This window comes from Humibacter antri (assembly GCF_054777235.1).
Genome location: NZ_BAAHAW010000048.1, coordinates 1 through 25,952, shown reverse-complemented (window position 1 = coordinate 25,952; position 25,952 = coordinate 1). Strand labels below are relative to the sequence as shown.

Here is a 25,952-nt window from a genome sequence, read left to right as displayed (position 1 = left end):
ACCGGGCAACACCTTCGCGCGCTCGGCCGGAAAACGTACGGTGCGCCGGACGGAACCGGCCAAAGCATCCGGCCGATCGTGCGTTTTCCGGCGGACCGTGCCGGCCCGGGCCGTGTCCGGCCCGTCCACGGTTCGCGCTGCTGCACCGATCGGCGTCTGCCGGACCGATCGGTATCCGCCAGGCCGAGCGGCAACCGCTAGGCCGGGCGGCAACCGATGCACCGATCCGCCTCAGTGCCGCGTGTGGGGGTGCATCCGCCTCAGCGGCGCGCCCGGCGCGTCACGACGCCGTTGAGCAGCGCGACCGCGAGGGCCACCATGAAGATGATCGTGCCGAAGCACAGCACCTGCGGCGGGAGCCCGACCTTTGCGGCGCCGTACACGAACAGCGGGAACGTCACGGTCGGACCGGCGACGAAGCTCGTGATCACGTAGTCGTCGATCGACATGGCCAGGGCGAGGGCAGCACCGGCCAGCATGCCGGGCAGCAGCAGTGGGAACGTCACCTTCCAGAACGCCGTGAACGGGTTCGCGCCGAGGTCGCCTGCGGCCTCCTCGAGCACCTTGCCCATGCCCGACAGCCTGGCCCGGATGACGACCACCACGTAGGCGATGCAGAACGTGACGTGCACGAGAAGGATGGTCAGGTATCCCAGCGGCACCCCCGACGACAGGAAGAACGACAGCGAGGCCGCGCCGACCACGATCGACGGCGCTGCGATGTCGGCGAACACGACGGCGCTCAGCGGTCCGCGCAGCAGGAACCGGTGCCGCTCCAGGGCCATCGCGAGCGGCACGCCGATGGCGATCGAGATGATCGCCGACAGCACGGCGATCTCGATCGACACCAGGAACGAGTCGCCCAGACCGTTCACTTGCGTGAGGTTCTGGTACCAGTACGTCGTGAAGCCGTGCCACTGGAACGTGATGCGGTTCGTCGGCGTGTTGTTGAAGCTGTAGAGGATCATCACGACGATGGGCACGAGCGTGATGCCGATGATCACCCAGTAGATGATCGGCAGCAACGGACGCTTGCGGTCGCGGCGCTCGCCGATCGGCTCGTGCACCGGCTGCGCGGTGGTGACCGGCTGGGTGGCCAGTGGGTTCGCGATCGTCATACGAGGTCCTCGATGTTGTCGGTTCCGGCGATGCGGGCGTACGCGAACAGGATGAGGCCCAGCACGATCATGAGCGCGGTCGAGAGTGCCGCGGCCACGTTGTACTGCTGGTTGGTGAGGTAGGCATCCTGAATCGCCTGCCCGATCACGTAGGTGTGCGTCCCCCCGAGCAGTGAGGGCGTGACCGGGTCCCCTGCGCAGTCGATGAAGACGAGCAGCACGCCGGCGAAGATGCCCGAGCGGGTCAAGGGCAGCACCGTGCGGGTGAAGGTCGCCGTCTTGTTGCCGTAGAGGTCGGCGGATGCCTCGATCAGCCGCGGGTCGATGCGCTCAAGAGCCACATAGATCGGGAGCACCATGAACGCCAGGTCGTTGTACGCGAGGCCACCGATCACCGCGGCATTCGTGCCGAGAATGTGGAAGCCCTTGCCTGCCAGGTGCAGATCGCGCAGCACCGTGAGCACCGGTCCCTGGTCGGAGAGCACGAATGCCCACATGTCGGTGCGGATGACGAAGGAGACGAAGAAGCTCAGCATCACCATGAGCAGCAGCGCGTTCTTCCACCGCCGCGAGACCCGGAAGGCGATGAAATACGCCAGCGGGAAGCCGACGACGATCGTGACCAGCGTTGCTGTCAGCGCGTACAGCAGGCCGCGGATGAGGAACGTGAGGTACGGCACATCCGAGTTCACGAAGAGGTCTGCGTAGACGCTCCAGTTCCAGGTGAACGCGTAACCGTCTTGCGGGTTGCCCGTCATCAGTGAAACGGCCAGGCCCGAGACGAGCGGAATGACGAACAGGATGAGCAGCCAGGCCGTGCCGACGATGCCGAGCAGGTACGGCGTGGAGTGGCGCATCAGGCTGCGACGGAGGCGGCCCTCCTTGCGCTCCAGCGGTGCCTGGTCGAGCGGCGAGCCGGCACGCGGAAGCGTGGACGTGACCGCGGTCATGACTGGATCACCGGGTTGAACACCTTGTTCCATTCGTCGTAGTCGTCGTAGTTCTTGAAGACGTAGAAGTCGTGGAACTTGTCGCGGGTGGCCTGGGAGGGGAAGACGAGCTCGCTGTCGGCGACCTTCGGGTCGTCCAGCTCGTGCAGGATGTAGTCCTTCGCGGCGGGCACCGGCGACACGTATGCCACCCAGTCTGCGATCATCCCTGCGATCTCCGGCGTGTAGTAGAAGTTCATCCACTCGAGCGCCGAGAGCGGATTCTGCGCCTGCATCGGGATCATCATGTTGTCGGTGGAGGCCATGAGACCCTCCTTCGGCACGACGAACTTGAGGTGCTTGTTGCCGCCCTCGATCGCCTGGAAGATGTCGCCGGCCCACGCCTGCGATATCCAGGTGTCGCCGTTGGACAGCCGGTCGATATAGCTCTGGTCGTAGTAGCCGGCCGCGTTCGGTTGCTGCTTCTTGAGCCACTTCGCAGCCTCGCGCCACTCGGCGGGCGTCGACTTCGACGGATCGATTCCGAGCGCGAGCAGGCCGGCGCTGCCCAGCTCGGTGTTGTCGCTCATCATGCCGACATGCCCCTTGAACGCCGGATCGAGCAGGTCCTGAAAGCTGGTGATCTCGCGATTGATCAGCTTCGTGTTGTAGGCGATGCCGGTGAGGGTGCTCTGATATGCGACGGAGTGCTTGTTGCCGGGGTCGTACGGCGGGTTGCGCACGTTCTGTGCCGCGTACTTCGCGAAGTTCGGCAGCCGGGAGTGGTCGAGTTCCATGACGAAGCCGTTGTCCACCATCTCGGTGAACTCCCATCCGTTCGTCATCACGACGATGTCGTAACCGGTGTCTTCGTGCGCCCGCAGCTGGGGCGCCACCGCCGCGTAGAACGGTGCGTTGTTCTGGATGACCTGCTGGTAGTTCACCTGAATGCCGGTGGCCTTCGTGAACTTCTGCAGCGAAGGGAACTTGCCCTTGTCCTGGTCGATGTAGAGCGGCCAGTTCGCGAAGTCGAGCTTCGTCGTCGGCTTCTGCTTCGACCAGAACGCCGGCCAGTCCACCTTCTCCTGCGCCTGGCTGGAGACGGAGCCCTGGATGCTGCATCCGGCGAGCGCCGACCCGAGGGCCGCGACGCCGACCCCGCCCAGCACGCCCTTCAGCATCGCCCGCCGCGACAGCGGCGCACCGGTCGGGCTCCACCCCGGGCGACGAGGGGTCACGATCCCGCTCCGGATGCCCGGCTCGGCTCGTCACCAGGCGACTCGGCGACCTCCTCGGCCTTCTCCTGCGCCAGCGTTGTCGCCTCGGGGGACGGGGCGAGCACGAACGCGTTCCGGGGATCCCAGGTGAGCACGACCTGCTCGCCGGGCCGTGCGCGCGAGGCGTCGGCCAGGTTCTGGGCGAAGGCCTTGAGCACGCCGCCCCACGGCGTGGAGACCTCGTACTCGGTGCTCGCGCCGAGATAGGTGGCCGTCACGACGGTTCCGACCACCGTGTTGGCCTGCGTGCCAGACGAGGCCGAGCCCGGGTCGGTCAGCGAGCCCGTGGCATCGGCCCGGGCCACGACGAGCTTCTCGGGGCGGATGCCGATGCGTGCGCCGGCTGGCAGGTATCCGTCCGCGCCGCTCACCTCCAACGGCGTTCCGTCCGGCAGCCGAAGGTCTCCCGCCCCCACCGCTGTGCGGCTCGTTTCGGGAGCGATCACGTTGCAGGTGCCGAGGAACTCTGCGACGAACTGTGTAGCGGGCCGGTCGTACACGCGATCGGGTGCCCCGATGTCTTCGGTGCGCCCGGAGTTCATGACGGCGAGTCGGTCGGCCATCGACATGGCCTCGTTCTGGTCGTGCGTGACGTAGAGGAACGTGATGCCCACCTCGCGCTGGATGCGTTTCAGCTCCAGCTGCATCGTCTTGCGTATCTTCGCGTCCAGGGCACCCATCGGTTCGTCGAGAAGCAGCACCTTCGGCTCGTTCACGAGCGCGCGGGCCAGCGCCACGCGCTGCTGCTGGCCGCCGGAGAGCTGCAGCGGCCGGCGCTTGCCGTACCCGGCCAGGCCGACCATCTCCAGGTTGCGTTCGACCTTCTCGCGGATCTCCGCGCCGGCCACCCTGCGCCGGCGCAGCCCGAACGCGACGTTGTCGAACACCGTGAGGTGCGGGAACAGGGCGTACGACTGGAAGACCGTGTTCACATCCCGCTTGTACGGCGGAAGCATCGTCACGTCGCGGCCGTCCAGATAGATGTGTCCGAGGCTGGGGAGCTCGAAACCGCCGACCATGCGCAGGGTCGTGGTCTTTCCGCAGCCGCTCGGCCCGAGGAGTGCGAAGAACTCTCCCTGCGCGAGCTGCAGGTCGATGTCGTCCACCGCGATCGCGTCGCCGAACCGTTTCGTGACGTGCCGGATCGAGATGGCCGGCTTGCCTGCCCCTCCGGATGAATCGAAGAGGGCGGATGCCGCGCCCTCGCTCGCCAGAGTCGTCATTGTTCTCCTTCGAAACGACCGCCCGGCGTACTCGGCGTCGTCGCTGCTCCGCCTCACTGTGAGCTTGGATGCGACGGCTCTCGTTACTGCCGGACGATTTGTGTCATTCTGCCAAGCCCCAGCATGGCGCACCGAGCGTTTTCGGTCGCGAATCGGCGTCGTCTCCGGCCATTTCGTCCGGCACGCTGCTCCGGCCCGGAATCGGGGTCCCGAGTTGTCGTTCGAGCGGGATCCAAGCGACAACTCGGGACCCCGATTTCAGCGATCGGAGCTGATCAGTCGATGACGCCGAGCTCGATCGCCTTGCGCACTGCTGAGGTGCGGTCCGGCACGCCGAGCTTGTCGTAGGCGCGGCTCAGATAGGTCTTCACGGTCGTCTCGCTGAGGAAGAGCTGCGCTCCGATCGCCGCATTCGTGCGGCCCTCCGCGGCCAGCCTGAGCACGTTCGTCTCCTGCGGCGAGAGCGACGGCTCGGCATCCGAGCGGTTCTGCATGCGTCCGATCAGCGCGGTCTGCGCCGACGGCGTCAGCACCGTCTCGCCGCGTGCGGCGGCGCGCACGGCGCGGGCGAGGGCATCCGGTTCGATGTCCTTGAGCAGGTATCCGGATGCCCCTGCCTCGATCGCCCGCAGAATGTCGCGGTCGGTCTCGTACGTGGTGAGCACGACGACTCGTGCGGTGCCGGCAGCGGTGATGGCGCGGGTGGCGTCGACACCGTCGCCGCCGGGCATCCTCAGGTCCATCAGTACGAGGTCGGGGCGCAGTCGCGCCGCCAGGTCGACGGCTTCAGGCCCGGCAGAGGCCTGGCCTATGATCTCGACGTCGTCGAACGCTGCGAGCATCGCACGGATGCCCTCGCGCACGATCGGATGATCGTCGACGAGCACGATGCGGATCACGACGGCTCCCTCTCATTCCCGGCACTCGCCGCTGGGCCATTTCCGGCCCTCGCCTGCAGCCCCTTCCGGGCCGTGGCCGGTAACCCATTCGTTGCCCTGGCCCGAAGGGGAACCGTGGCGCGGATGCTCGTGCCGCCGCCGGCATGAGAGCTCACCTCGAGCGCGCCGCCTGCTTCTTCGACCCGGTCCCGCATGCCGCGGAGACCGTACCCGCTCCCCGCGGCCGGACGTATGGCATCCGGATCGAATCCCGTCCCGTCGTCGACGACCGAGAGCGCGACCATGTCGTCGGTATAGCGCAGCACCATGTCGACGTGTCGGGCGGATGCGTGCTTTCGCACGTTGGCGAGGCATTCCTGCGCCACGCGGAGCAGCACCACCTCTGTGCCGGCCGGCGTCGGCACCGCAGCACCGTCGACCACGAGATCGGTCTGGATGCCGCTCTCCTCGTGCAAACGCGCGACCAGGCGCTCGAGCGCTTCGCCGAGTGAGGAATCCTCGAGCCGCGCGGGCGACAGCGCCGCGATGATCCGGCGCGACTCGTCGAGGTTCTCCTGCGCGGTCTCGGTGATGAGGGCGACGTGCCGGCGCACCGCGTCGGGATTCGAGTGCAGTTCGTTCTCGACGGCGTGGCCGAGCGTGATGATCGACGTGAACCCCTGGGCGAGCGTGTCGTGCATCTCACGGGCGATGCGGGCCCGTTCGGCGCCGGCGCCACGTTCGGCCGACAGCGCGGCGACTTCGTCTTCGCGATCGTGCAGTTGCTCGATGAGCTGTCTGCGCTCCTCGTTCTGAGTGGACACGGCGTACATGCGCCCGGAGAAGAAGATGGCGAACGCGACGATGAACACGGTCGTCCCGATCAGCTGCACAGTGTCGGGCCCTGAGACCGATCCGCCGGCCAGCCGGAAGGCGAGCGGCACCGCGTTGATCAGCGTGACGGCGATCGCGGCCGGAACCTGGCGCAACAGCAGGAAGAACTCCGGGCAGAGCGCGAACAGGGCGAGCGACGCCCAGGGGTTGAGTACGACGGCGACGGTGAACACCACGAGCACGATCGAGGCGTAGGTCCATGCACGCCACGAGTCCTCTCGTATGCCCGCCAGACTCGGCCGTGCGAGGAACCAGTAGACGACTTGCAGCACGATGACGAGCGACGCTGCGACCACGGCGCCCGTCATCGTGTCTATCGGATTCGCCAGCACCACCACCGCTGTGCCCACGGTTGCGAGCCCGGCGAAGATCAGCCAGTCGCGGAACTCGGCGTCGCGGGGCAGCGAGGCTCGGGTCGCGGGCACCGAGGGTTGAGCTTGTCCCGTGGGTTGAGCCGCTCCTGTGGGTTGAGCCGGTCCCGTGGGTTGAGCCGGTCCCGTGGGTTGAGCCGGTCCCGTGGGTTGAGCCTGTCGAAACCCGTAACCCTCCGGTCCGGGTTTCGACAAGCTCAACCCTCGGCGAGGGTGCTCCTGCGGCGTGTGCATCGTTCAGACTGTAGCGTCGGCGGTCGACTCGGACGCCTCGGCGTCGAACTTCGCCGACACCTGACCCCTCGGGTAGAGCACGCCGAGCACCGCGACCACGAGCATCGCGACGGCCATGCCCGCGAATGCCCATGCGACGCTGTCCGGGTACCCCTGATGCACCGCGTGGATGAACTGCTCGCGCACCGGTTCCGGCAGCCGCGAGAGGTGCCCTTCTGTGGAAGCCGATGCCGCGCCACCGATGCGCGACACGGCGTCGGCGGCATCCTGCGCACTCGCCCCGAGCTTCGTGAACGAGGCGGTCAGCTTGTCTGAAAGCACGCCGGTGACGATGGTGCCGAACACGGCGATGCCCAGTGCGCCGCCGAAGTTGCGCATGGTCTGCGAGACGGCCGTGACCTCCCCGTACGATGCCCCGATCGCGCGGTTGACGGCATCCGTGCTGGCGGCGCTGAACATGTAACCGATGCCTGCGCCGGCCAGGATGATCGGCCAGGTCTGCGCGTTGAAGAAGTCGTCGGGGTTCGACGGGATGTTCGTGACCGTGTAGGCCAGCCAGGCGAACCCGGCCGCTCCGGCCAGGCCGCCGAGCACGAGAACACCCTTCGCGCCGCTCTTGTCGAATCGCACGGATCCGAGCCGGGAGGCCACGACGAAGCCGATGAAGAATTTGAGGAACAGCAGCCCCGTCGACAGTGCGGAGAGCTCGAGCGAGACCTGCCCGTAGACGCTGAGAAAGAAGAAGGTGCTGAGGAACGCGATCGAGGCGAACATGGTCGACAGCGTCGCGAGCGTGAAGCCGCGATCGCGGAACACCTGAAGCTTCACGAGCGGCTGCCTGCTGCGCGTCTCGACCACCACGAAGAGGGCGACGAGCAGGATGCCCGCGACGATCGCCCCGATCACCGCCGCGTTGCCCCAGCCCCACGGTGCCGCCTGCTGCAGGCCGAACACGACGAGCCCGAGACCCGCAGCGGCGATCAGGGCGCCGAGCACGTCGACGCGCTCGCGGCGTCGAGCCGATGACTCAGCGGCGAGAGCGACGATCACGAACGACGTGATGGCCAGCGGCACGTTCACCCAGAAGATGGCGCGCCACGTCCACTCGCTGAGGTATCCGCCGGCGATCGGACCGATCGCGGTCATGGCGCCCGTGATGGCGAAGAAGATCGCCATCGCCCGGCCGCGGCCCTCGCGGGGGAATCCCTGCACCACAAGACCGATCGCCGCCGGGAACATCAGCGCACCCGCGATGCCCTGCAGCACGCGCGCGCCGATCAGCCACGGCGCCGCGAGGTCGCCCTCGGGGGCGAGCCCGCAGAGCAACGAGGTCGCGCCGAACGCCGCGATGCCGATGAGCGCCATGCGCTTGTGGCCGAAGACGTCGGAGAGGCGGCCCCCGAGCAGGAAGAACGCGGCCGTCGCGACCAGGTACGCGTTGACGGCCCACTGCATGCCGTCGTGTGTGAGGTGCAGGTCGCGCTCGATCGTCGGCGCCGACAGGGCAACGATCGTCTGGTCGATGGTGGTCATCGACACCGCGATGATCAGGCCGACCAACGCTGTGACGTTCCCTCGTGCCGTGTTTCCGCCGGCGGATGCTCCGCTCCCGGATGCCCCGCTGCTCGATGCCCCGCTGCTCGTCGACGCGAGTGACATGACGTTCCCTTCCGCTGTCGTGTACTGGTGCCGATCACAGACTCGCGGGCGCAAGCGCGTGGCGGCACCGACGACCGGGCGCATCCGGTGTCGTCCGATCGGAGGACATCGCCGGCACGCTCGAGCAGGCGACTCGTCGGATGCAGGGCTCTTCGACCCGACACGGCCTCGGACCCTCGCCGGGTGGGTATGGTTCTCGGGTGTCGCAGCGCGCCCTTCTTCCTCGATCCGCTCCCGCCGGGGAGGGTGTCTCCTCGCGCGCGGTAGGCGCGTTGTTGGACCGTTTGAGCGAGAAGTCGATCGAGTGCCACTCGGTGATGATCGTGCGTCATGGGCATGTCGTCGCCGAGGGATGGTGGCATCCGTATTCCGCTTGACGGCTCGGCCTTACCCGACGGCGTTCCCGTGATGCTGGAACCCGTCGAAGGAGGATGGATCATCCGATTCGGGTCGCTCCTGGAGGTCAGGATCGGACACCGCCAGTGGTGGGAAAGCTCCCCCTACGGCAGGCCCATCTGCGCGAACGGAGCCTGGCAGAGCGCGCTTTTCGTGGCCGACATCTGCGTCATCAAGAGCCCACACCAGGTGCGGGTCACGATCGACTCGGACGGATCCGCGACCGCCGTTTGGGTCACGATTCCTCTGACCAGCCCGAACCTTCTGCTTCATCTGCGGTCACCGCTGATGACACGACCCGACGTCGCCTGACCTCGCACGCGACGAATCGGGACCAGGCCACGCAGTTCCCTCGACGTCAGCGGAGTTCCGAGAAGTCCGTCGGGTTGAGGAAGACCGATTCGAGATGTTCGATGATCGGCCCGTTCTCTTCGGACCGGGCCTTCACCGCTATCCACTCCGGGTCGCGAACGAACGCGTCCCATGATGCTGTTGCGGCCTCTCGGCTGGCATGGGCGAGCAGGTACACGAGGGTGTTCGGAGTCGCCTTGCCGTCGGCCGGCACGAAGTATCCGACATTCTCCATGTCGTGCTTCTCGAAGAGTGCCCTCGTGTGGTCCCGGAATCGGGTCTGAAGATCGTCGAGTTTCCCCGGATGCGTGTAGTACGTGCGGAGTTCGAAGACGCGAGAGTGGCCCATCCGCCCATTCTGGCCTCGCAGTCCGTCGATGATGACGTTCGCGATTCGCGCGGCGCTGTCCTGTGTGCGGGTGGTCGTTCGACCGGCCGACAGGAGTCCGAGCAGGTCATCGAGCTGGATGTCGAGCCGGACATTGCCGGAGAGCTGAGCATCCGCCAGCAAGTGACCCAGCCGTTTGCGAAGCCGGCTGGAGGCCGCCATGACCTCCTCGCCGAACCCGGACGAGTGCTCCTCAAGCGCTGCGGTCAACTCCGCCTTGAACTGGGAGCCCCGGAATGCGGCTCTGACGAAGTCCGCAAGTGTGGCCGCCGAGTCGGTGGTGCTGTTCGTGGTGCCGCTGTCCATGGTGCCGCTGTCCGGAGCGCCGCTCGCCGTGACTGCGCTGTCCATGACTGCGCTGTCGGTGACGCCGCCGTCCACGACTGCGCTGTCGGTGACGCCGCCGTCCATGACTGCGCTGAGGGCGTCGAGCTGCTCGACGATGAGTGCTTCCAGCAGGTCTCGCTTGGTCGGAAAGTTGCGGTAGAACGTGCCCACTCCCACGTCGGCACGTTGCGCCACCTCTTCGACCGAGATCCCTACTCCGTGATCGTGGAACAGTTCGGAGGCGGCCGCGAGCAGCTTGGCGCGGTTCCTTGCAGCGTCTGAGCGCGGCGCCCGGGGTTTCGGCGATGAAGACAAAACGGAATACTTCCTCCGTATAATTCAAGCGGAACACTTGTTCCGTTTGAATTCTAGGAGACGACAATGTCAGAGGCCACAGACGCAGCTCGCCGGTTCCTTCAGCTGACGATCGACGACATAGGGCGCCTTGCCGAGGTCTACGCCGACGAGGTGGTGATCGAGATGCCCTTCGCGGCCGGGATCGCCCCGACGTCACGCCGCACCACTCGCGCCGAGCTCGAAGCGCAGTTCACACGGGGAGACATCCCGCGATTCACCTCGTTGACCGAGGTGAACATTCTGGAGTGCGCGGATCCGAGCACCGCGGTTCTCGAGTACCGGCTGAACGGAACGCGGCACGACGGTCAGCCATTCGCCAATGACTACGTCATGGTGATCACCACCCGCGATGGGCGCATCGTGCACTCACGCGACTACAGCAACCCTGTGCAGGCTGCGCAGAACAGCGGCCGCGTCGACCAGCTGATCCAGGCTCTGCGAGGCTCCGGGAACCCCGCAGAGCAGAGTGGCGAGCGTGCCTGACGCGGTTCACTGTCATCGCGCCGTTCTCGCACGCCCACCGCGCGGCAGGCCACTGTCTGCCGGGCGGTGGGCCGGGAAGGGCAGTCAGGCGCCCGTCAGCTGATGCTCGAGGGGCGCAGCTTCTCCGGGTTGCGAATCACCCAGATCCGAGTGATTCGACCACCGCTGACATTGAATGCGAACACCGTGATCGTGTGTTGGGGGCTTGCGTCCACCTCTGGGTCCAGTGGGCTCGTCCTTTCCCGGTGGGGTCGAGTGCCATCACGGCGCGGTAGACGCACCGGAGCTCGCAAAGATACCCGGGGCTGCGCACAAGGTCGTCGGCCAGCGGTCGCCTGGTCACCCTCCGTGCGGCGACGCGGAGCACGGATGTCGCATCGTAAGCACGGCGCGGTCAGGGCCTTGGCCAGACGCGGCCGGTACGCATCTCTGTGCCGATGTTGAACAGTCCGAGCAATTTCGCGAATGCGGCACGGTCGCCCTCGCTCCACGCCGCCGTGATCTGTGCGACCGCCGTCCGGCTGGCTTCACGCTCCTCATTCAGCGCATGCTCACCGGCGCCACTCACCCGAAACTTACGCGCCGTGCCGCCATCCGGGTTCGGGATGCGCTCGGCGAAACCGTCGCGAAGCAGCGCGGCGGTCTGCCGGTTCAGTGTCGAGGCATCCAGACCGGTGATCGCTCCCAGTTCACCGATGCTCGCAGGCCCACCCGCCTGCAACAGGCTCAGCAGCGTGTAGGCGCTCTGGTCGAGCACGCCGCTCTTCCGGCGCGCGCGGCCGCTCAGAGCGGCGAGATGGCGGCTGAAGACCATCGACTCGTACTCAATGCTCGCCACGTCATCCACGCTCATGCCGCCATTGTGTCACACGAATTGTGCATAGTACACATTATATGTATGATGCATATCGTGACATTGACCGAAACCGCTCCGCCCGAAGAGGCTCTGACCGACACTCTCGACCCGCGCGTGAAGACGGGCCCTGTGATTGCGGTGCTCGCCGCCGCCGGGATCGTGGTGTCGCTTGCGCAAACCCTGGTGGTGCCGATCATCGGGTCGCTGCCGAAGATCTTCGACACGGCTCCGTCGAATACGGCATGGATCATCACGGTGACTCTGCTCGCGGGCGCCATCGCGACTCCGGTGGCGGGGCGGCTGGGCGACATGTACGGCAAGAAGCGGATGCTTCTGCTCTCCACCATTCCGTTCATCCTCGGGTCGGTCATCTGCGCGATTTCGACCAGCGTCGTGCCGATGATCGTCGGCCGCGGGCTGCAGGGCCTCGCCAGCGGCATGATCCCGTTGGGCATCTCGTTGCTGCACGATGTGCTTCCGAAGCACAAGGTCGGCGGTGCGATCGCGTTGATGAGCTCATCGCTGGGCATCGGCGGCGCATTGGGCCTGCCGATTGCGGCTGGGGTCACGGAGTTCGCGGACTGGCGGGTGCTGTTCTGGGCAACCGGCATCGCCGCCGCGCTCGTCGCCGTGGCGATCTGGAAGATCGTGCCGGTGCGCGAGCCGGCAAGCCACGCGCGCGGGTTCGACTACGTCGGCGTCGCCGGGCTCGCGATCGGCCTGGTCGCGCTGCTGCTCGGAGTCTCGAAGGGCTCCGAGTGGGGATGGGACAGCGCCGGAACGATCGGATGCCTTGTTGCAGGCGTCGTCGTCTTCCTCCTGTGGGGCTGGTACGAATTGCGCCGCCGCAATCCCTTGATCGACCTGCGCACCACGGCGAAGCCGGTCGTCCTGCTCACCAACGTCGCCTCGATCCTGGTCGGATTCGCGATGTACGCGATGAATCTCATCATCCCTCAGGTCATGGAACTCCCCGTCGACCTCGGCTACGGGCTGGGACAGACGATGTTCCAGATGGGCCTCTGGGTCGCTCCGATGGGCATCGGGATGATGGCGGTCTCGAGCCTCGGCGCGTGGATCAGCCGCGTGCGCGGGCCGAAGACCACCCTGACGATCTCCGGCATCGTCATCGCCATCGGATACGGGTCGACGGCGCTCATCCTCGCCACGATCGGCAGCCGCGCCGCCGGTCCGGCTGGCGACGGAACGATCGTGTGGACCCTCATCCTGCTCCTGCTCGGCACGACTGTGACCGGCTGCGGTATCGGTCTCGCCTACGGTTCGATGCCCGCACTCATCCTGGGTGCGGTCCCGGCGAACGCGAAGGGTGCCGCGAACGGGATCAACTCACTGATGCGCTCGATCGGCACCACGGCATCCGCTGCGGTGATCGGCGCCGTGCTCGGCTCAATGGCCACGACGCTGGGCGGGCATCCCATCCCGACCCTCACCGGTTTCCTTGTGACGCTTCTCATCGGCTGCGGCGCAGCACTCGTCGCGGCGGGCGTCGCCGCGACGATCCCGGTGCGCACCAAGACGACATCGGAAAGCCGGCACTGAAGTCCAACGCCTCCGCAGCCGAAGACCGATGAGTGACAGTCGATCGTGCGAGCGGATGCGCACGAGACTTTCGCCCGCGCCGATGGCACTCCCGCCGGACGCGTCGCCATCGACCGGCTCATCGCCGCCCGCTACGCACCGCTGCAGTCACCGCCCGGCGACTGGCCCGGCGAACAGAACAAGCGGCCTCGCAGCCAGGCTGGACGGTCTCTCCCGTGACCTGCTGCGCGACCCCGAGCAACGCCAGCACCTGCCGAACCGCTGCAGCGCAGTGACCCTTCTCCGTACTACCGATCCAGATTCCAAGAAAAGATGACCGAGAGCTGATGGCCAATCTGAACGATCCGCAAATCCTCGGAATCGCTTCATAGCGAAGGACCTGCTCGCATTCAGCTTGATAACAGACTCGATGCGCGTTTAGCGTACCTACGCGGGCATTTTCATCGGGCGGGTCTTACGGGCATCCCGCTCAACGACTGGAGCCTCTCGACAGGCTGGAGGTTCTACTGCCCGCACGAGGACCGTCGAGCGGACATAGGAGCAGGCCGTCTCTGGCTCCGGCGGAGCCAGAGACCGGACGCCACTCCAAGCATGTGTCACTAGGTATCCCTAGACTCGGCGTCGTCTCCGCCCGAAGGCGGCTCGAGCTTCAAGGCATGGAGGGCTGATGCCTCAATACACGGTCACCGAGGTGCGCAACGCCGGTAGGAGTGCCGCGATGTATCAGCCAGGTGGCGCTCGGGAGGTTCTTCGCAAGGCAGCCGGCGGAGTGTCGGGTTCTTATGACATCTTCCTCAGCCACAGCTATCTGGACGCAGAGCTCGTCCTCGGCGTACGAGCGGTACTGCAGAAGACGGGCAAGACGGTGTATGTCGACTGGATTGATGATCCGCAGCTCGATCGCTCACGAGTTTCTCCGGCGACCGCGATGATCCTTCGTAGGCGGATGGTGCAGTGCCGTTCCCTGGTCTACGCGCTGACCCCGGCGGCTTCATCGTCGAAGTGGATGCCCTGGGAACTCGGGTTCTTTGATGGCTATCGGGGACGAGAGTCTGTCGCGATCATGCCGTTGGCGGACCAGTCCGGTCGAAGTCTCGGACAGGAGTATCTGCAGCTCTACCCCAGCATCGATCGGGATCGGGATGGGGTACCGGTAGTCACGAAGGTCGAGAGCGGGCGCACGCTGCGGAAGCCCGTTGACGCTCTGGTGAATTCGATGGGCGGGACAGCCTGGAGGAACACCTTCTGATGTGGTGGAAGCGTGCCGACTCGGTTCCTGCTGGACCTTCGCTAGAAGATCGCAGGAAGCACCTGGACTTCATCCAATCGGTTATCGCGCGAATGGCTTCGGCGTCGGCGATCACAAAAGGGTGGGCGCTAACTATCGCGGTCGCGACCTACGGCTACGCAGGGACCAAGCACTCCATTCCGGTCGCCGTCCTCGGTCTCGGCGCAGTCTTGGTATTCGCCGCGCTCGATTCCCGCTATCTGCTGGAAGAGCGCAAGTATCGAAAGCTCTTCCAGGCCGCCGCCGCTGGCCAAGTCGAGGTCTTCGACATGAATGCGGACGGCTACTGCAAGTTGCTCTCTGAGGAGGCACGAAAGACGCTCGCAATACCGCGAGTCATGTGGTCCTGGTCGATTCGGAATTACTATGGTGTGATCTTCCTGGCAGGTCTCGCGCTCTTGGCCTGGATCATCTGGATCGCTAGCCGCTGAAATTCCTCACGGCCGTCCGCAACGCCTCCCAGGCGTCGTCCTTCTCAGCCTCGCTGTAGTGGCTCTCTGGCGGCCAGATCCGGCCAACCCGGTCGTTCTCCCATCTCGGAACCAAATGCACATGGACATGCATGACGGTCTGGCCAGCTGCGCGTCCGTTGGACTGGATGATGTTCAATCCGTGCGGGTGGAGCGCACTCTTGATTGCGTCGGCGATCTTGAGGGTCGTGACTGCGATTCGTTCGCCGCTGTGCTCGTCGAGGGCCCATATGTCAGCGACGTGACGTAGCGGGATCACCATGGTGTGACCGAGCACCGCAGGCTCGGTTGGGAAAAACGCAACGGTATTCGCATCCCGATAGATTTCGCGCGCGTCGGGGTCTGCCCGTGCGACGATCTCGCAGAACGCACAGTTGGGATCCCCGCCGGTCATGACCGCTGATATGCCTTGTCTACCCACGCTGTGAGATTGGCTTTGATGCTTGCGTGCACCTGCTGGCTAGTCGTTCCAAACGGAGTGAATAGAGGCACGTAGCCTGCCACGGTGCCCCCGCCTTGCAGCGTCACCTTCTCGAACGGGTTCGCGCCTGCACTGTCTGTCTTGCCAGAGTTGTCTGCCAGCCCATTGATGCGCACTCCGAGGATCGGCTTCTTGGCGTTCCACGCCTTCTTGATCTCGTACTGCACCCAAGGTCGCGATGCTGTCTGGGCGCCTACGAGAACTACCACTGCCCTCTTGTACGACATCTGCTCGTCGATCCAGTTCTGGATGCCGGTGGTGCCCTTGCGCTGGACCTCTTCCCACTTCTGTGGGTTGAGCAGAGGCTGCCCGTCCAAAGCGCCCATGTTGATGATCTGCTGCACGCGCCATGCATCGCGGTCGTAGTGGAAGCTGTAGAAAACGGACTTCGCCATTGTCATCCCTTCGGCCTACCATCTGCGCGAGCTCAGCGTTAGCGTATCGGGCACGACCGACACACAATGCTCAAGTTGTCCTGAGCCAGGCGGGTCCGGCACAGGTTCGCCGATAGCTCGGGCGCGGCGTTGACGGTAGCGGATCCGCTTACGGGCATGTGCAACCCGCGGGCGCAGCCAGAGCGCTGTTCATGATCTTCCGCTATCCGCGGCGGCAGTAACGTTCCAAGCATCTCGAACCTTGGAGGCTGAGAATGCTTTGGGAACTCGCGGCGGTTGTCTGGGGCACCGCCGTGGTCGGTCTCGGCGCGGCCGTCATCGTGGCCACCTTAGTTTTTGTGATCGTCGCCGTAGTCCAAGAGTCTCGGCTCGACGCGCTCCGCAATCGCTCAGCCGACGGCGCGGCAATGACTGCTGGGCGGCCTTTACCTTTGGACGTCGCAAGGGTGCTGGCTATTGCGTCGATCGCACTCGGATCGCTTGGGTTGTCCGCCTTGCCCATTGCGACGGTCAGCCCGATACCTCACATCCTCAGCGCAATCGGCGTTGTGTTTGGTGTAGCGTCCTTTCGCCGATACGCGCTGCGGCGCCCCCTCCCGTACTTGGGTGCCGGCATTTCGGTTGCCGCATTGGGATGGTCGCTAATCCTGAGTGGTATGGCCGCGACGTGCACGGGCCCCGGATGCGGGATCAACTAAGACCTCTGCGCACGAAGCGGGATCCCCTTGCGCGCGAATCGTGTTCAGTACACAGTTGGCGAGGTTGTCACTTTGAGAGCCGAGCGGCGAGGAGTTGTTGGGCATCCGCGGGGACCAACTCGACTGGCAGCACGATCGGCGAGCGGGATGTCCTGCGTTGAAGAATCACGACCCCATCGCGCACCGTCATGCGAGTGAAAACGCTGTACACGGTCTGGCTCGTTCTCCTCGCAATCTCCTCACGCATCTTCTCGGCGCCGAAGCCGGTGCCCCACTCCTCACCGATGGGGAGCTGATTCCGGACGCTCCACGCGACGAATGCATAGAGGGACGCGTTGTAACCCACCACGAGGACGGCGCCGGCGAGCACGTAACAAAGAAGCGTGACGGGCGTGCCCGTGTTCGCTGATGCGCCCATCCCGGCGAACACAAAGCCTGCCTCGATCATCACCGCCAGGACGACTCTCCGCGGACGGAAGAGCGCGTAACGGCTCACCGCACGTGAATATCTCACCGCGACCTCCACAGTGATCAGGAGGCGGTGCTGGATGGGGACGGCCGTGTCTGTCATGGTGCCTCTTGCTCGGGTCAGCGCGGAACTGAATCGAATTGTGTCATCCCGATCCACGCGACGAACTGCCCGCTGCGGGATCCGCCTACGGGCGGGTGACTATGGGTGTGGTCGGGGTGATTGGTAGCTTTCGATCGTGGCTGAAGAACATGTCTCGGCGGATTCGGCGTCGGACGAAAGGTCGAGCAGGGGCCGCATCCGACTTCCGTGGCGGTCAGGAACGCTCGGCGTGGTCACGCTTGCTGCAGTGGTGCGGCTGATCGCGCAGATCGGACAGAATCCGAGCCGTGCGGATCGCGACCTGGACATCTTCCTCCAAGTTTTCGTCGCTGCCGTCATCGTGCTGGCCGCTGTCATGGTCGCGGCGTCCTCGATCGTGTGGTCAGCGTGCCGCAAGGTTCGCAGGCTGCGGCCCGATGATGTGGTCTTCGCGGCAATGGTCGGTATGCCGTTCATCCAGGCGGTGTCTCAGCTCGCCTCGTCGGCTGGCGGTGCGGCGATGCCGAAGTACCTGTGGCGGCCGATCGTCTCTGTCAACGCCACCGGAATCACGGTGTGGTACCGGTGGTTACGACCTCGGCCGGGGCTGGTTCTCCCTGTCCACGAGGTGGCCTCCGTGCGTGAGGTGATAATCAGGAATCCGGGGATCGGTGGTGCACGCGTTAGCGGCGTCCGGCTCACCCTGACGAATCCGAGTCACGGGACACTCGACTTCACCGTTTCGCGGGCAACCCCGCTGGCGTCAGCGGTGGAAACCGAATCCAGTCTCCACGACCTCGTTGGCCGCGTCGCCACAAGACTTCACCCCCTCGGCTGACTACCACACCCATAGTCACCCGCCCGTAGGCGGATCCGCTATCGGTCGCCGATCAGGGTCTCCGGCAGGATGGTTTCTGTGATCGCCGTTGTGCTGTTCGACCTCGACGGTGTGGTGCGCCATTTCGATCCTCGCCATGTCGAGGAGCTCGAGACGAGGTACGGGATCGAGGCAGGCGCGATCGAACGCTTCGCATTCAGCAGCCCGCTGATCGAGCAGCTCACCACGGGACGCCTTTCCCGGCGGGAGTGGATAACCAGCATTGCCGAGCATCTTGGAAACGCGGATGCCGCGGCAGAGTGGGGGCGGCAACCGTTCCGCGCCGACTCGGCGATACTCGGCCTCGCCGACAAACTCCGAGCTCTCGGACTCAGGACGGCGATCCTCACCAACGGGACTGACACCATCCCAGCAGAACTTGCATCGCTCGGGCTCGATGCCCACTTCGACGAGATCTTCAACTCTGCGACCATCGGTTTCGCCAAACCTGACCGGCGGGCTTTTCAGTACGTGCTCGACAGCATGAGCGTCATCCCGAGCAGCGTCTTCTTCACCGACGACTCGCCCGCGAAACTGGCCGGCGCCGCAGCACTCGGGATGATCACACACCACTACACAGGTGTGGCCGAACTCAAGTGCGTGCTCCACGAAAACGGCATCCCGCTCGGCACGTAGACGGATCCTCCTGCGGGCTGCTACCAGGGGTGAGGTGAGCCATCGGGCTGGAGGAATTGGCCGGATTGCTCGGGAGAGAGGTTTTCAATCAGGTGACAGAGCTGCCCTGCCGCCTCCTCGGGAGCAGTTGCTGCCTCGGGTCCGCCCATGTTGGTGCGAACCCATCCGGGATGCACGGCGACGACAATCACGCCATAGCTGCGGAGCAGAGTTGCCGTGCGGACGGTGACCGCGTTGAGAGCGGCTTTGGAAGCGTTGTAACCGATGTCCCAGCACAGATCGGCGCCCACCACCATGGAACCAGTGCGAGACGATAGGTTCACGATCCTGCCCCGCCCGGATGCAATGAGTTGCTCGCGGAAGGCTCGAATGGTCAGCATTGGTCCGACGGCGTTGACCTCGACTTCGGCAAGGAAGTGCGTGGCGGAGAGGTCGAACGGTCCCCGCTGATCGGACGCCGCACCGAACGCGCGGGCGTCGACACCGGCAGCGTTGATCAGAACGTCGACGCCCCCAGCTTCGGCCGTCCCGGCCGCGAAGTCTTGAATCGATGCCTCGTCTGTCACGTCGAGGTATCGGACGTGCCCCTCCAGCCCAATATCCTCGGGATGACGACAGCCGGCCCAGACCTCCGCACCTCGATCAGAGAACGAGCGAGCCAGGGCAAGGCCCAACCCACGCGACGCACCGGCGATAGCAACTCGAAATGCCATACCGCCATCCTCACGGCGTTCCTCACCAACCCGAAAGCCGAAACGCCTCCGACCGATAGCCGATCCTTCGGCGGACGTCAAAAGCGGTGCTCCCTGCAGGCGAGGATCTCGAACCACGTGGCGACGCTATCGAGCCGCCTCAACCGAATGATCGCCGTCTGCCCGGTCCATGCCGGAAGCGACTCGCTCGGGGACGCCGCTCCGGGATAGCGTGTCCGGCGTGCAGCACTTGATTCGCCTGGGCTCATGGACGCTGGCCGACGCGCGGGCAGTCTTCGCGTTGGCCGACCGCTACGCAACACAAACGGGGCCTCGCAGAGATGGTGTCGCGGTGATGTTCTTCCCGGCCTCGAGCCTTCGAACTCGGGTGTCGTTCGAGCGCGGCGCGCACGCGATGGGCCTACAGCCGATCGTGTTCCCTCCGGAGACGCTTGATAAGCCGGAGTCTTTCGACGACGTCGCCGGCTACCTGGCGCAGTGGTCCGATGCCATCGTGGTCCGTCACCCGGACATCGACGTGCTCGACCGGTTGGCGGCATCCAATTCGATCCCGGTTGTGAACGCGATGACCGACGCGAATCATCCCTGTGAGGTGCTGTCGGACGTGTACGCCCTTGCGCAGCGTGGCGACCCAGGTCGACTGCGTTACCTCTTCGTCGGCGCCGACGGGAACATCGCCCGGGCTTGGCAGGAAGCCGCTCTGCTCTTCGAGCTTGACCTGATGCAGTGCTGCCCGGCGGGCCTCGCCGTTGATGGGGCGGTGTGGACCGACGACCTGGAGGCGGCGGTGAGTCGGGCTGATGTGATCCTCACCGACGGGCCGGGACGGCACATCGAAGCCCTCGCCGCCTACACGATCACCGAAGAGCTACTGGCGCTCGCACCCACCGGTGTCTTGCTTGCTCCGTGTCCACCGTTCCAACGCGGCCGCGAATTCACTGCAGGTGCTATCGCGAGTGACGCCTTCGTGGGATACGACTTCAAGCGTTCACTGCTCCCGATCCAACAAGCAGTCCTCGCACACTGCCTCGAACTGGGTTGACCTGGCCATGCACGCAGAGGGATCGGTCATCGTGCACGGCACGGGCTCTGAACATACAGTCCCCTTCGGCGTGGTGAGAGATCGGCTTACGGGCGCATGGATGGCGAGCTACTCGAGCCGCTGTTCGAGCGTCTCGGCGATGAGTTCAGGGACGGCATCCAGTGCGGAGTCCAAGAGGTGTTCGATCTTGGAGGCTACGGGACTGGTCGACACCGACATCAGTGCGGTCCATGCCTCGGGTGAGTAGCGGGCGCCCATGGAGAGCCGTACAGCACGATCCACCAGCTCGCGAGGGGATGCAGGTCGGCGGTGCTGTCGGCGATTCGAGGGAAGAAGAGCTGGTGGCCGCGGTAAAAACGCCATCCCTGCGGCAGCAGTGTGAGCCCATCTCGCGAAAATTCGAACTCGGCGGGGTTCACCTCAAGGTAGACATGCTGCCCGAACTGCATGTCATTGTTGGCACCGGGTGTCCCCATGTTCCCCGTCCGCAGCCCAAAGCCTTCCAGCGCGGGGTAGCGTCGTACGACCGCCATGACTTCCTCAGGCGTGTACGCCGTTATCGCCCCGAATTGCGGGAAGGTGAAGTCCATTGCCGTGCGGTCCGAGTATGGGACCGCCCTCGTGAGCCCAAGGATGTGTAGCTCGGGGAGGCCGTCACCTTCCACGCCGAACTGGAGTTGGTATTCCGGGATCTGCGATACGAGAGCACCGAGACTCACCTTCTCCATGTTGACCGGAGATCCCAGCGCGATGGACACCCGAGAGAACAGGTCCCGGCGGCCCGTGGCGACTTTGACAACCGACTCGAAGAAGCTCGGTGCGATGGGCTCGTCGTCCATGTGGAGTCCATGTCCGCTGGCCCTCCAACTCACCGCGCCCGGCTCAGCGCCGACCGCACCGAGCCGCGTGCTTGCGGCCGCGATTGCCCGGCCAGCCTGGGAGAGACCGTAGAAGAGGTTGAGGGGCCGACTCTCATAGCCGATCGCCGCAGCCGCTGTGAACTGCTGCTGAGCCTGCTCAAGGGCGGCCTGAAAGACGCGCCCACGGTCCTTCTGGAGCCCCCGGCGAGGTACCGAATCGGGATCGGCCCGCAGAGACCGGATGCGTCGCCACGATTCAGGAGCGGGACTTCCATCATGTTCGAAAAGCGAGCGCGTCACGGTCGGACTCTACTGGGCTGCCCCGGTGTCAGATCAGCAAGGTTCCCCCATCCGTGTTGCCCGGCGATGTACCGCCCGATAGCCGATCGGCATTCGCAACGGCGGTCCAGCATCGAGTCGCCGCACGACTCGAACGATGAACGTCGCGAGCTTGTCCTCGATGAGCTGCGCGGCCTCCAGGTCGACGTCGCGGATACCGAACCGCTTGCGTGACACCCGAAGGGATGAGTTGCTAACCTACTTCAGATTAGTTAGCTTTGTCAGAAAGCTGAGCAATCCAACGCGCTGAGAAGGGTGCTGCAACCATGAACACAGAGGACACTTACAAACTGGTCGACGACCTTCGACGACGCCATGCCGAGCTGGGTGCACTAATCATGCGCGTTGCAGAGACCCTCGGAGTCGATGACGACGAGGTGTTCGCGTGGCGGTTCGGGAACGTCACATCGAAACAGCGCGCGCTCCTGAAGGCCGTGGTCGACGAAAGTGGCCACGCAGCCTATTCAGGCTTGATGAAGCGGTTCGACTGGAGCGCTTCGGCACTCGGCCAGGTACGCGGCCGCTCACCATTCGTCAAAGCCATCCTCAACGAGGAACAGCACGACGACGATTGGTACTACGTCTTGTCCGATCAATCTCTCGAACGGCTCAGAGCACTTCTCTAATCGACGCCCGAAGACCCCTCGGAGCGTGCGCCCGCAAGCCGATCCACCAACGTGCCGCGGCTGGTGGCACTGCGCTCGAAGTGGATATCGACCTGTGCAGTGCACAGTGGGTAGGCGAAGCCGGACACCGATGCGCACGTCCTCCCCGATGTAGTACAGGGCGCGGCCGGCCCCGGTTGTGCTCCCGGAGCCTGACTGAGGCACCGCGACCGGCCGGCGACGTTAGCCGTTCACCGGCCACACCCATCGGCGTTGCGCGTCCAGCAACGAGTCACGGACGTCGTCCACTGTGGCAGCTCCGGTGTCGATGTCCCGGACGGCGCGGAACAGGTTCCGCGTCTCGATCAGGACACCGTCCGCATCCGCGAAATGGTCGAGGTCGTTGTCGTTGTCGATCGCCCGCCGGCGGACGCTGGGATCCTCGCCGCGCTCCGGGTTCACGACCTGCCACAACGCATCCGGGTTCCTCGCATTCTCGCCGACGAAGACCCGGGTCGGTCGGCCCATCAGTTGCTGAAGGTCGTTGACTCTCGCTCCTCGGGTGTATCCCTTCACTTCCACGAGCGCGGTCCAACCTGGCCGGACGGGTGTGGTCACTCGGAGGTCTTCGAGCTTGGACCCGTGGTTCGCGGCGTGCTGCTCGTCCATGTCCTGAACGTCGAACCCGCAGCGGGTAAGAGCGTCGGCGACAGCGGCTACGAGGTCGTCGCCGTCTTCGGTGAGAAGTCGTTGCACGCCCTCCCTGTCGTCAGCCTGTTCGCGCTCGAGCGTGTCGACCAGTTCGCGTTCGGCACGTTTGAACTCGGTGACCAGGGCTTCATGTTTGTTGCGCAACGCGGCAAGGCTTTCGGCAGCAGCCAGCGCGGCGGCGGATGACCACTCAGCTGCCTCCTGCCAGTCTGGCTGGCCCGGGAAACGTTCCGGGTCGGCCTCTCGGAGGAAACGGATGAATTCTGCGAGCCACCGCTCCCGCTCTGTCGTTTCCGACGGCAGCAGGAGCCAGCGTCCAGACGTGCTCTCGGCGCCCTTATCCTCGGGAGGCGCAGCCACGAGCCCCGCTGTGACGAAAGCGATGCCGACGGTGACCAGCGCCGTCATGCGCCGCGGCAGCACCGCGCGCCGGATTTGGGACCCGCCGAGGATGGGGGCACCCGATGACGCCGGGATGCTGCGCCACCCGTGCTTGGGTTCGTTGAGAGGCAGGAACGGTGCGATCGTCTCCTCGGCGAGGGTCGTGAAGTTCGTGGAAGGCACGACGATGACCTCGTTCGCGTGCGTCTCCTGGTCGCACCGGAACTGTCCGATATGACTCGCTCCGAAGCTCAAGACGTTGAGTGTTGGAGTGGCACGGACGACGGATCTCTCCCCGGTGACGAGGAGGTCAAACTCATCAATGTCAACGGGCTCGTCCGCTGTAACCCGTCGTGCGTGCCCGGCGTATGGTCCCATCCTCGCGAATACGTCGTCCGGGATGTTCTCGAACAGGATCCGGGGATGCGGAAAGTCGTTGAAGCGGGTCACGCGCACAGCTTAGGTGCGCCCTGAGGCGGAGGAGCGCCTCACCCGTTCTCCTTCCCGGCGACGCGGAGCGGTTGACGATCTCGTTGCGGGCACGCGGGTGCGCTGTCAGCGATCGGGTATGGTCCACCTCGGCTCATCGGGCGCGATTGGCCTGCCGTCCTTGTCGACCCAGCCGTGCCCATTCGGGGCCAAATAGCGCCATCTAGTCCATCGCTGAATTGAATCGGCCATGTTGTGCCGCGCGCGTGCAGGCTCGTGCGGCCAGATTCGGATCCATATCTGCGCTTCGCTGAGGACCATCGATGACGGTGACAGGTGTCCCTCATCAGGGTCGTACTCTCGGAGAAGCCGCACGCAATCAAGCGCGTCGGTTACAAATTCCTCCACAGCGGGAGCATCAGGATCACCGCAAGCACGCGCGGCATCTCGCAGTTCATCGTTGGTCGCCTTCTCCGCAAGGTATCGAGCCGCGACCGCAGCGAACGGGCCGCGTTGACGCTGGCCTTCACGCTCCTCCGTCCTCCTACCTAGACGAAAGGACACAACCACCGCCACGATCCCGACGAACAGCGTCGCGACCACGCCCGCCGAAGGAAGAACGATGTCCTTCCAGACGTCATAGGCGTCATGCACAACTTGTGGCGATGGCGTCATGGTCATACTCAAATCTATGATCGCGGGCGGACCTCACGTAGCTTCCGCGATCTATTCGCATCTGCATGCGCAGCACGCCGGGGGATCGGCTTGTGCGACGCTGATTCAGCGCACCGCTGGTCAAGTCGAAGCGACGCCTTCGCTCGTCCTGATCAATTGCGCAACGTCAGGGAGCACCCGGTCTAGCAGCGTCGCGCACTCCCGGTACCCGTGCGTCCCCAGCTCGTAGGGATCTGGAATCCCGCCGTGCTCCGCATTGGCGACGACGACCGAGGCTGGGCGGTTCCCGAGGTGCGCGCGCACCCGGCGGGCCTCATCGGGGCCGACGGTAACGACCCAACCGACGTCGTCGAGGTCCACGCTCCCGATCCAGCGACTGACGTGCCCGCTCAGATCCAGGCCGCGTTCCTGCAAGCAGTCCACGGACCGGTGGTTGGCGGGGCGGCCGGCCAAGTCCTTGTCCAGGCCTGCACTCTGGACGACGAATCCGTCGCCCAGCTCACGCTGCAGCAGCGCGCTCATCATCGGACTCCGGCTGATGTTGCCAACGCAGACGCAGAGCACCAGCTGCGCCGCGCCCGGACTACTCACTCAGACACCGTAATCCGTTCTACCGTCGGTCCATCCCCTCGCCGAGTCAGCCAAACTCGCGGGCCCGGAAACGGATCCGCTTGCGCGCGTCAGCGCGCTGGAGTTCGATTGCGCCTGGCCGGTAGTGTCCAAGTCGTGCAGCCTCTCGCAAGTGCCGTCATCCGTCGACCATTCCAATGGGGAATCGTCGTCATGTGCGACAGCGCACCCGGCGGCCCCTTACCGGACATCGACCCCGGACAGATGGTGTCAGCCAACGAACACGGCATCGTCGCCTCGATTCGGCACGCCCAAGACATCGACTCGTTGGACGACGAGACCGCCTGGGCGCAAGGACAAGTGAAGATACGACTGCTCACTCAGGAAGACGATCGAACCACCGACCGCCGCGAAGTTTTTCGAGGACAGCTGGCGATAGCGAGCGGTCGCATCTCGATCGGCGATGCGGAGAGCGAAGTTATCCACCCCGCGCACCACGGGTGGAACGAAGTCGTCGTAACGGTCGGACCTGATGTGGCCGTCAATGACCTATCGCCCAACGAACTCCAGATCGACCTGATCCCGCTGAAGTAGCCCATCCTCCATGCGACAAGCGCCCGCAGCGGGATCGGCTTGCGCACACATCTCGCCGTGGCCTGATCGATTTCCGTCTACTTTCGATCGCTCGGCTCCGCCTCTGGAGTGCCTTTTGGTTAGTGGCGATTTCGTCGGGTGCGCAGGGCGAGATCCATAATCAGACCGCCGGCCACAAACATTAGAACACTGATCGCCACGTGCGGAATCCAGGTTCCGACACGGATAGTGAGGAGCACGCCCGCGCCGAAAACAAAGAAGCCGCACGGGGAGTGTCCGAGATTCGGTGTAACCGGCCTGACACGCCGACGTTGGTCGGCAGGGAAGGGTCGTCATG

The 25,952-nt window shown here is 65.0% G+C and carries 27 protein-coding genes and 2 pseudogenes; 11 read left to right on the top strand and 18 right to left on the bottom strand.

Annotation, left to right across the window (positions count from 1 at the left end):
* Window positions 1-260 precede the first annotated feature (260 nt).
* The 7 genes from ACYVDK_RS17120 to ACYVDK_RS17090 all read right to left on the bottom strand — a co-directional run bounded on the left by ACYVDK_RS17120 (window position 261) and on the right by ACYVDK_RS17090 (window position 8,583).
* Window positions 261-1,118, bottom strand: a complete 858-nt coding sequence (locus tag ACYVDK_RS17120) for an ABC transporter permease (protein WP_460523991.1) — start codon at window positions 1,116-1,118, stop codon at window positions 261-263.
* Complete coding sequence (locus ACYVDK_RS17115) at window positions 1,115-2,068, bottom strand: ABC transporter permease (protein ID WP_460523989.1); 954 nt, start codon at window positions 2,066-2,068, stop codon at window positions 1,115-1,117. The genes ACYVDK_RS17120 and ACYVDK_RS17115 overlap by 4 nt, the downstream gene beginning before the upstream one ends.
* Window positions 2,065-3,285 carry a polyamine ABC transporter substrate-binding protein gene (locus ACYVDK_RS17110; RefSeq protein WP_460523987.1) on the bottom strand — a complete coding sequence of 407 codons (1,221 nt, stop codon included), beginning with the start codon at window positions 3,283-3,285 and terminating at the stop codon, window positions 2,065-2,067. The genes ACYVDK_RS17115 and ACYVDK_RS17110 overlap by 4 nt, the downstream gene beginning before the upstream one ends.
* The gene (locus ACYVDK_RS17105; RefSeq protein WP_460523985.1) at window positions 3,282-4,547 is read right to left on the bottom strand and encodes an ABC transporter ATP-binding protein; all 1,266 of its coding nucleotides are present in this window, start codon (window positions 4,545-4,547) and stop codon (window positions 3,282-3,284) included. The genes ACYVDK_RS17110 and ACYVDK_RS17105 overlap by 4 nt, the downstream gene beginning before the upstream one ends.
* A 275-nt stretch (window positions 4,548-4,822) precedes the next feature.
* A complete protein-coding gene (locus tag ACYVDK_RS17100) occupies window positions 4,823-5,446 on the bottom strand; it encodes a transcriptional regulator (protein ID WP_460523983.1) in 624 nt (207 codons plus the stop codon).
* Complete coding sequence (locus tag ACYVDK_RS17095) at window positions 5,443-6,744, bottom strand: sensor histidine kinase (protein WP_460523981.1); 1,302 nt, start codon at window positions 6,742-6,744, stop codon at window positions 5,443-5,445. Before ACYVDK_RS17095 ends, ACYVDK_RS17100 begins: the two co-directional genes overlap by 4 nt.
* Before the next feature lie 183 nt (window positions 6,745-6,927).
* Window positions 6,928-8,583: an MFS transporter gene (locus tag ACYVDK_RS17090; protein WP_460523979.1), complete on the bottom strand. Its 1,656-nt coding sequence runs from the start codon at window positions 8,581-8,583 to the stop codon at window positions 6,928-6,930.
* A 200-nt stretch (window positions 8,584-8,783) separates the two neighbouring features.
* Between ACYVDK_RS17090 and ACYVDK_RS17085 the strand changes: the two genes are divergently transcribed.
* Both ACYVDK_RS17085 and ACYVDK_RS17080 read left to right on the top strand, forming a co-directional pair.
* Window positions 8,784-8,960 (top strand): hypothetical protein, encoded by a 177-nt coding sequence (locus ACYVDK_RS17085; RefSeq protein ID WP_460523977.1) that lies wholly within the window; start codon window positions 8,784-8,786, stop codon window positions 8,958-8,960.
* Between the two features lie 28 nt (window positions 8,961-8,988).
* Window positions 8,989-9,291, top strand: coding sequence for a hypothetical protein (locus ACYVDK_RS17080; protein WP_460523975.1), 303 nt, complete (start codon window positions 8,989-8,991; stop codon window positions 9,289-9,291).
* Between the two features lie 46 nt (window positions 9,292-9,337).
* On the opposite strand, the gene ACYVDK_RS17075 is transcribed toward ACYVDK_RS17080, so the two are convergent.
* A complete protein-coding gene (locus ACYVDK_RS17075) occupies window positions 9,338-10,360 on the bottom strand; it encodes an NIPSNAP family protein (RefSeq protein ID WP_460523973.1) in 1,023 nt (340 codons plus the stop codon).
* A gap of 66 nt (window positions 10,361-10,426) precedes the next feature.
* Between ACYVDK_RS17075 and ACYVDK_RS17070 the strand changes: the two genes are divergently transcribed.
* Window positions 10,427-10,885, top strand: coding sequence for a nuclear transport factor 2 family protein (locus ACYVDK_RS17070; RefSeq protein WP_460523971.1), 459 nt, complete (start codon window positions 10,427-10,429; stop codon window positions 10,883-10,885).
* 136 nt (window positions 10,886-11,021) lie between these two features.
* Here ACYVDK_RS17070 and ACYVDK_RS17065 read toward each other — a convergent pair.
* A pseudogene (locus tag ACYVDK_RS17065) lies at window positions 11,022-11,171 on the bottom strand (IS256 family transposase); the annotation flags it as partial.
* A gap of 108 nt (window positions 11,172-11,279) precedes the next feature.
* Window positions 11,280-11,738, bottom strand: a complete 459-nt coding sequence (locus tag ACYVDK_RS17060; RefSeq protein ID WP_460523969.1) for a MarR family winged helix-turn-helix transcriptional regulator — start codon at window positions 11,736-11,738, stop codon at window positions 11,280-11,282.
* A gap of 57 nt (window positions 11,739-11,795) precedes the next feature.
* Here ACYVDK_RS17060 and ACYVDK_RS17055 point away from each other — a divergent pair, with 57 nt between their 5' ends.
* The 3 genes from ACYVDK_RS17055 to ACYVDK_RS17045 all read left to right on the top strand — a co-directional run bounded on the left by ACYVDK_RS17055 (window position 11,796) and on the right by ACYVDK_RS17045 (window position 15,020).
* A complete protein-coding gene (locus ACYVDK_RS17055; protein ID WP_460523967.1) occupies window positions 11,796-13,301 on the top strand; it encodes an MFS transporter in 1,506 nt (501 codons plus the stop codon).
* A 667-nt stretch (window positions 13,302-13,968) separates the two neighbouring features.
* The gene (locus tag ACYVDK_RS17050) at window positions 13,969-14,550 is read left to right on the top strand and encodes a hypothetical protein (RefSeq protein WP_460523965.1); all 582 of its coding nucleotides are present in this window, start codon (window positions 13,969-13,971) and stop codon (window positions 14,548-14,550) included.
* Window positions 14,550-15,020, top strand: a complete 471-nt coding sequence (locus tag ACYVDK_RS17045) for a hypothetical protein (protein ID WP_460523963.1) — start codon at window positions 14,550-14,552, stop codon at window positions 15,018-15,020. Before ACYVDK_RS17050 ends, ACYVDK_RS17045 begins: the two co-directional genes overlap by 1 nt.
* On the opposite strand, the gene ACYVDK_RS17040 is transcribed toward ACYVDK_RS17045, so the two are convergent.
* The 3 genes from ACYVDK_RS17040 to ACYVDK_RS17030 form a co-directional block, all read right to left on the bottom strand.
* Window positions 15,010-15,453 (bottom strand): HIT family protein, encoded by a 444-nt coding sequence (locus ACYVDK_RS17040; RefSeq protein ID WP_460523961.1) that lies wholly within the window; start codon window positions 15,451-15,453, stop codon window positions 15,010-15,012. The genes ACYVDK_RS17045 and ACYVDK_RS17040 overlap by 11 nt on opposite strands.
* A complete protein-coding gene (locus tag ACYVDK_RS17035) occupies window positions 15,450-15,935 on the bottom strand; it encodes a TIR domain-containing protein (protein WP_460523959.1) in 486 nt (161 codons plus the stop codon). The genes ACYVDK_RS17040 and ACYVDK_RS17035 overlap by 4 nt, the downstream gene beginning before the upstream one ends.
* Window positions 15,936-16,700: 765 nt before the next feature.
* A complete protein-coding gene (locus ACYVDK_RS17030; protein WP_460523957.1) occupies window positions 16,701-17,204 on the bottom strand; it encodes a hypothetical protein in 504 nt (167 codons plus the stop codon).
* Window positions 17,205-17,340: 136 nt separating this feature from the next.
* Here ACYVDK_RS17030 and ACYVDK_RS17025 point away from each other — a divergent pair, with 136 nt between their 5' ends.
* Together ACYVDK_RS17025 and ACYVDK_RS17020 are read left to right on the top strand one after the other, a co-directional pair.
* Window positions 17,341-18,021: a hypothetical protein gene (locus ACYVDK_RS17025; protein WP_460523955.1), complete on the top strand. Its 681-nt coding sequence runs from the start codon at window positions 17,341-17,343 to the stop codon at window positions 18,019-18,021.
* A gap of 69 nt (window positions 18,022-18,090) precedes the next feature.
* Entirely contained in the window at window positions 18,091-18,696 is a 606-nt protein-coding gene (locus tag ACYVDK_RS17020; RefSeq protein ID WP_460523953.1) for an HAD family hydrolase, read from the top strand.
* Window positions 18,697-18,716: 20 nt separating this feature from the next.
* Here ACYVDK_RS17020 and ACYVDK_RS17015 read toward each other — a convergent pair whose 3' ends face one another.
* Window positions 18,717-19,409, bottom strand: a complete 693-nt coding sequence (locus ACYVDK_RS17015; RefSeq protein ID WP_460523950.1) for a Rossmann-fold NAD(P)-binding domain-containing protein — start codon at window positions 19,407-19,409, stop codon at window positions 18,717-18,719.
* 211 nt (window positions 19,410-19,620) lie between these two features.
* Here ACYVDK_RS17015 and ACYVDK_RS17010 point away from each other — a divergent pair, with 211 nt between their 5' ends.
* Complete coding sequence (locus tag ACYVDK_RS17010; RefSeq protein ID WP_460523948.1) at window positions 19,621-20,451, top strand: ornithine carbamoyltransferase; 831 nt, start codon at window positions 19,621-19,623, stop codon at window positions 20,449-20,451.
* A gap of 108 nt (window positions 20,452-20,559) precedes the next feature.
* Here ACYVDK_RS17010 and ACYVDK_RS17005 read toward each other — a convergent pair.
* A pseudogene (locus ACYVDK_RS17005) lies at window positions 20,560-21,611 on the bottom strand (YaaC family protein).
* A gap of 305 nt (window positions 21,612-21,916) precedes the next feature.
* Between ACYVDK_RS17005 and ACYVDK_RS17000 the strand changes: the two are divergent.
* Window positions 21,917-22,276, top strand: a complete 360-nt coding sequence (locus ACYVDK_RS17000; RefSeq protein WP_460523945.1) for a hypothetical protein — start codon at window positions 21,917-21,919, stop codon at window positions 22,274-22,276.
* Between the two features lie 222 nt (window positions 22,277-22,498).
* On the opposite strand, the gene ACYVDK_RS16995 is transcribed toward ACYVDK_RS17000, so the two are convergent.
* From ACYVDK_RS16995 to ACYVDK_RS16985, 3 genes are all read right to left on the bottom strand, one after another.
* A complete protein-coding gene (locus tag ACYVDK_RS16995) occupies window positions 22,499-23,602 on the bottom strand; it encodes a hypothetical protein (protein WP_460523943.1) in 1,104 nt (367 codons plus the stop codon).
* Window positions 23,603-23,902: 300 nt separating this feature from the next.
* Window positions 23,903-24,451 (bottom strand): hypothetical protein, encoded by a 549-nt coding sequence (locus ACYVDK_RS16990; protein ID WP_460523941.1) that lies wholly within the window; start codon window positions 24,449-24,451, stop codon window positions 23,903-23,905.
* A 120-nt stretch (window positions 24,452-24,571) separates the two neighbouring features.
* Window positions 24,572-25,042: an arsenate-mycothiol transferase ArsC gene (locus ACYVDK_RS16985; RefSeq protein WP_460523939.1), complete on the bottom strand. Its 471-nt coding sequence runs from the start codon at window positions 25,040-25,042 to the stop codon at window positions 24,572-24,574.
* Window positions 25,043-25,234: 192 nt separating this feature from the next.
* Here ACYVDK_RS16985 and ACYVDK_RS16980 point away from each other — a divergent pair, with 192 nt between their 5' ends.
* Window positions 25,235-25,615: a hypothetical protein gene (locus ACYVDK_RS16980; RefSeq protein WP_460523937.1), complete on the top strand. Its 381-nt coding sequence runs from the start codon at window positions 25,235-25,237 to the stop codon at window positions 25,613-25,615.
* Window positions 25,616-25,952: the final 337 nt, after the last annotated feature.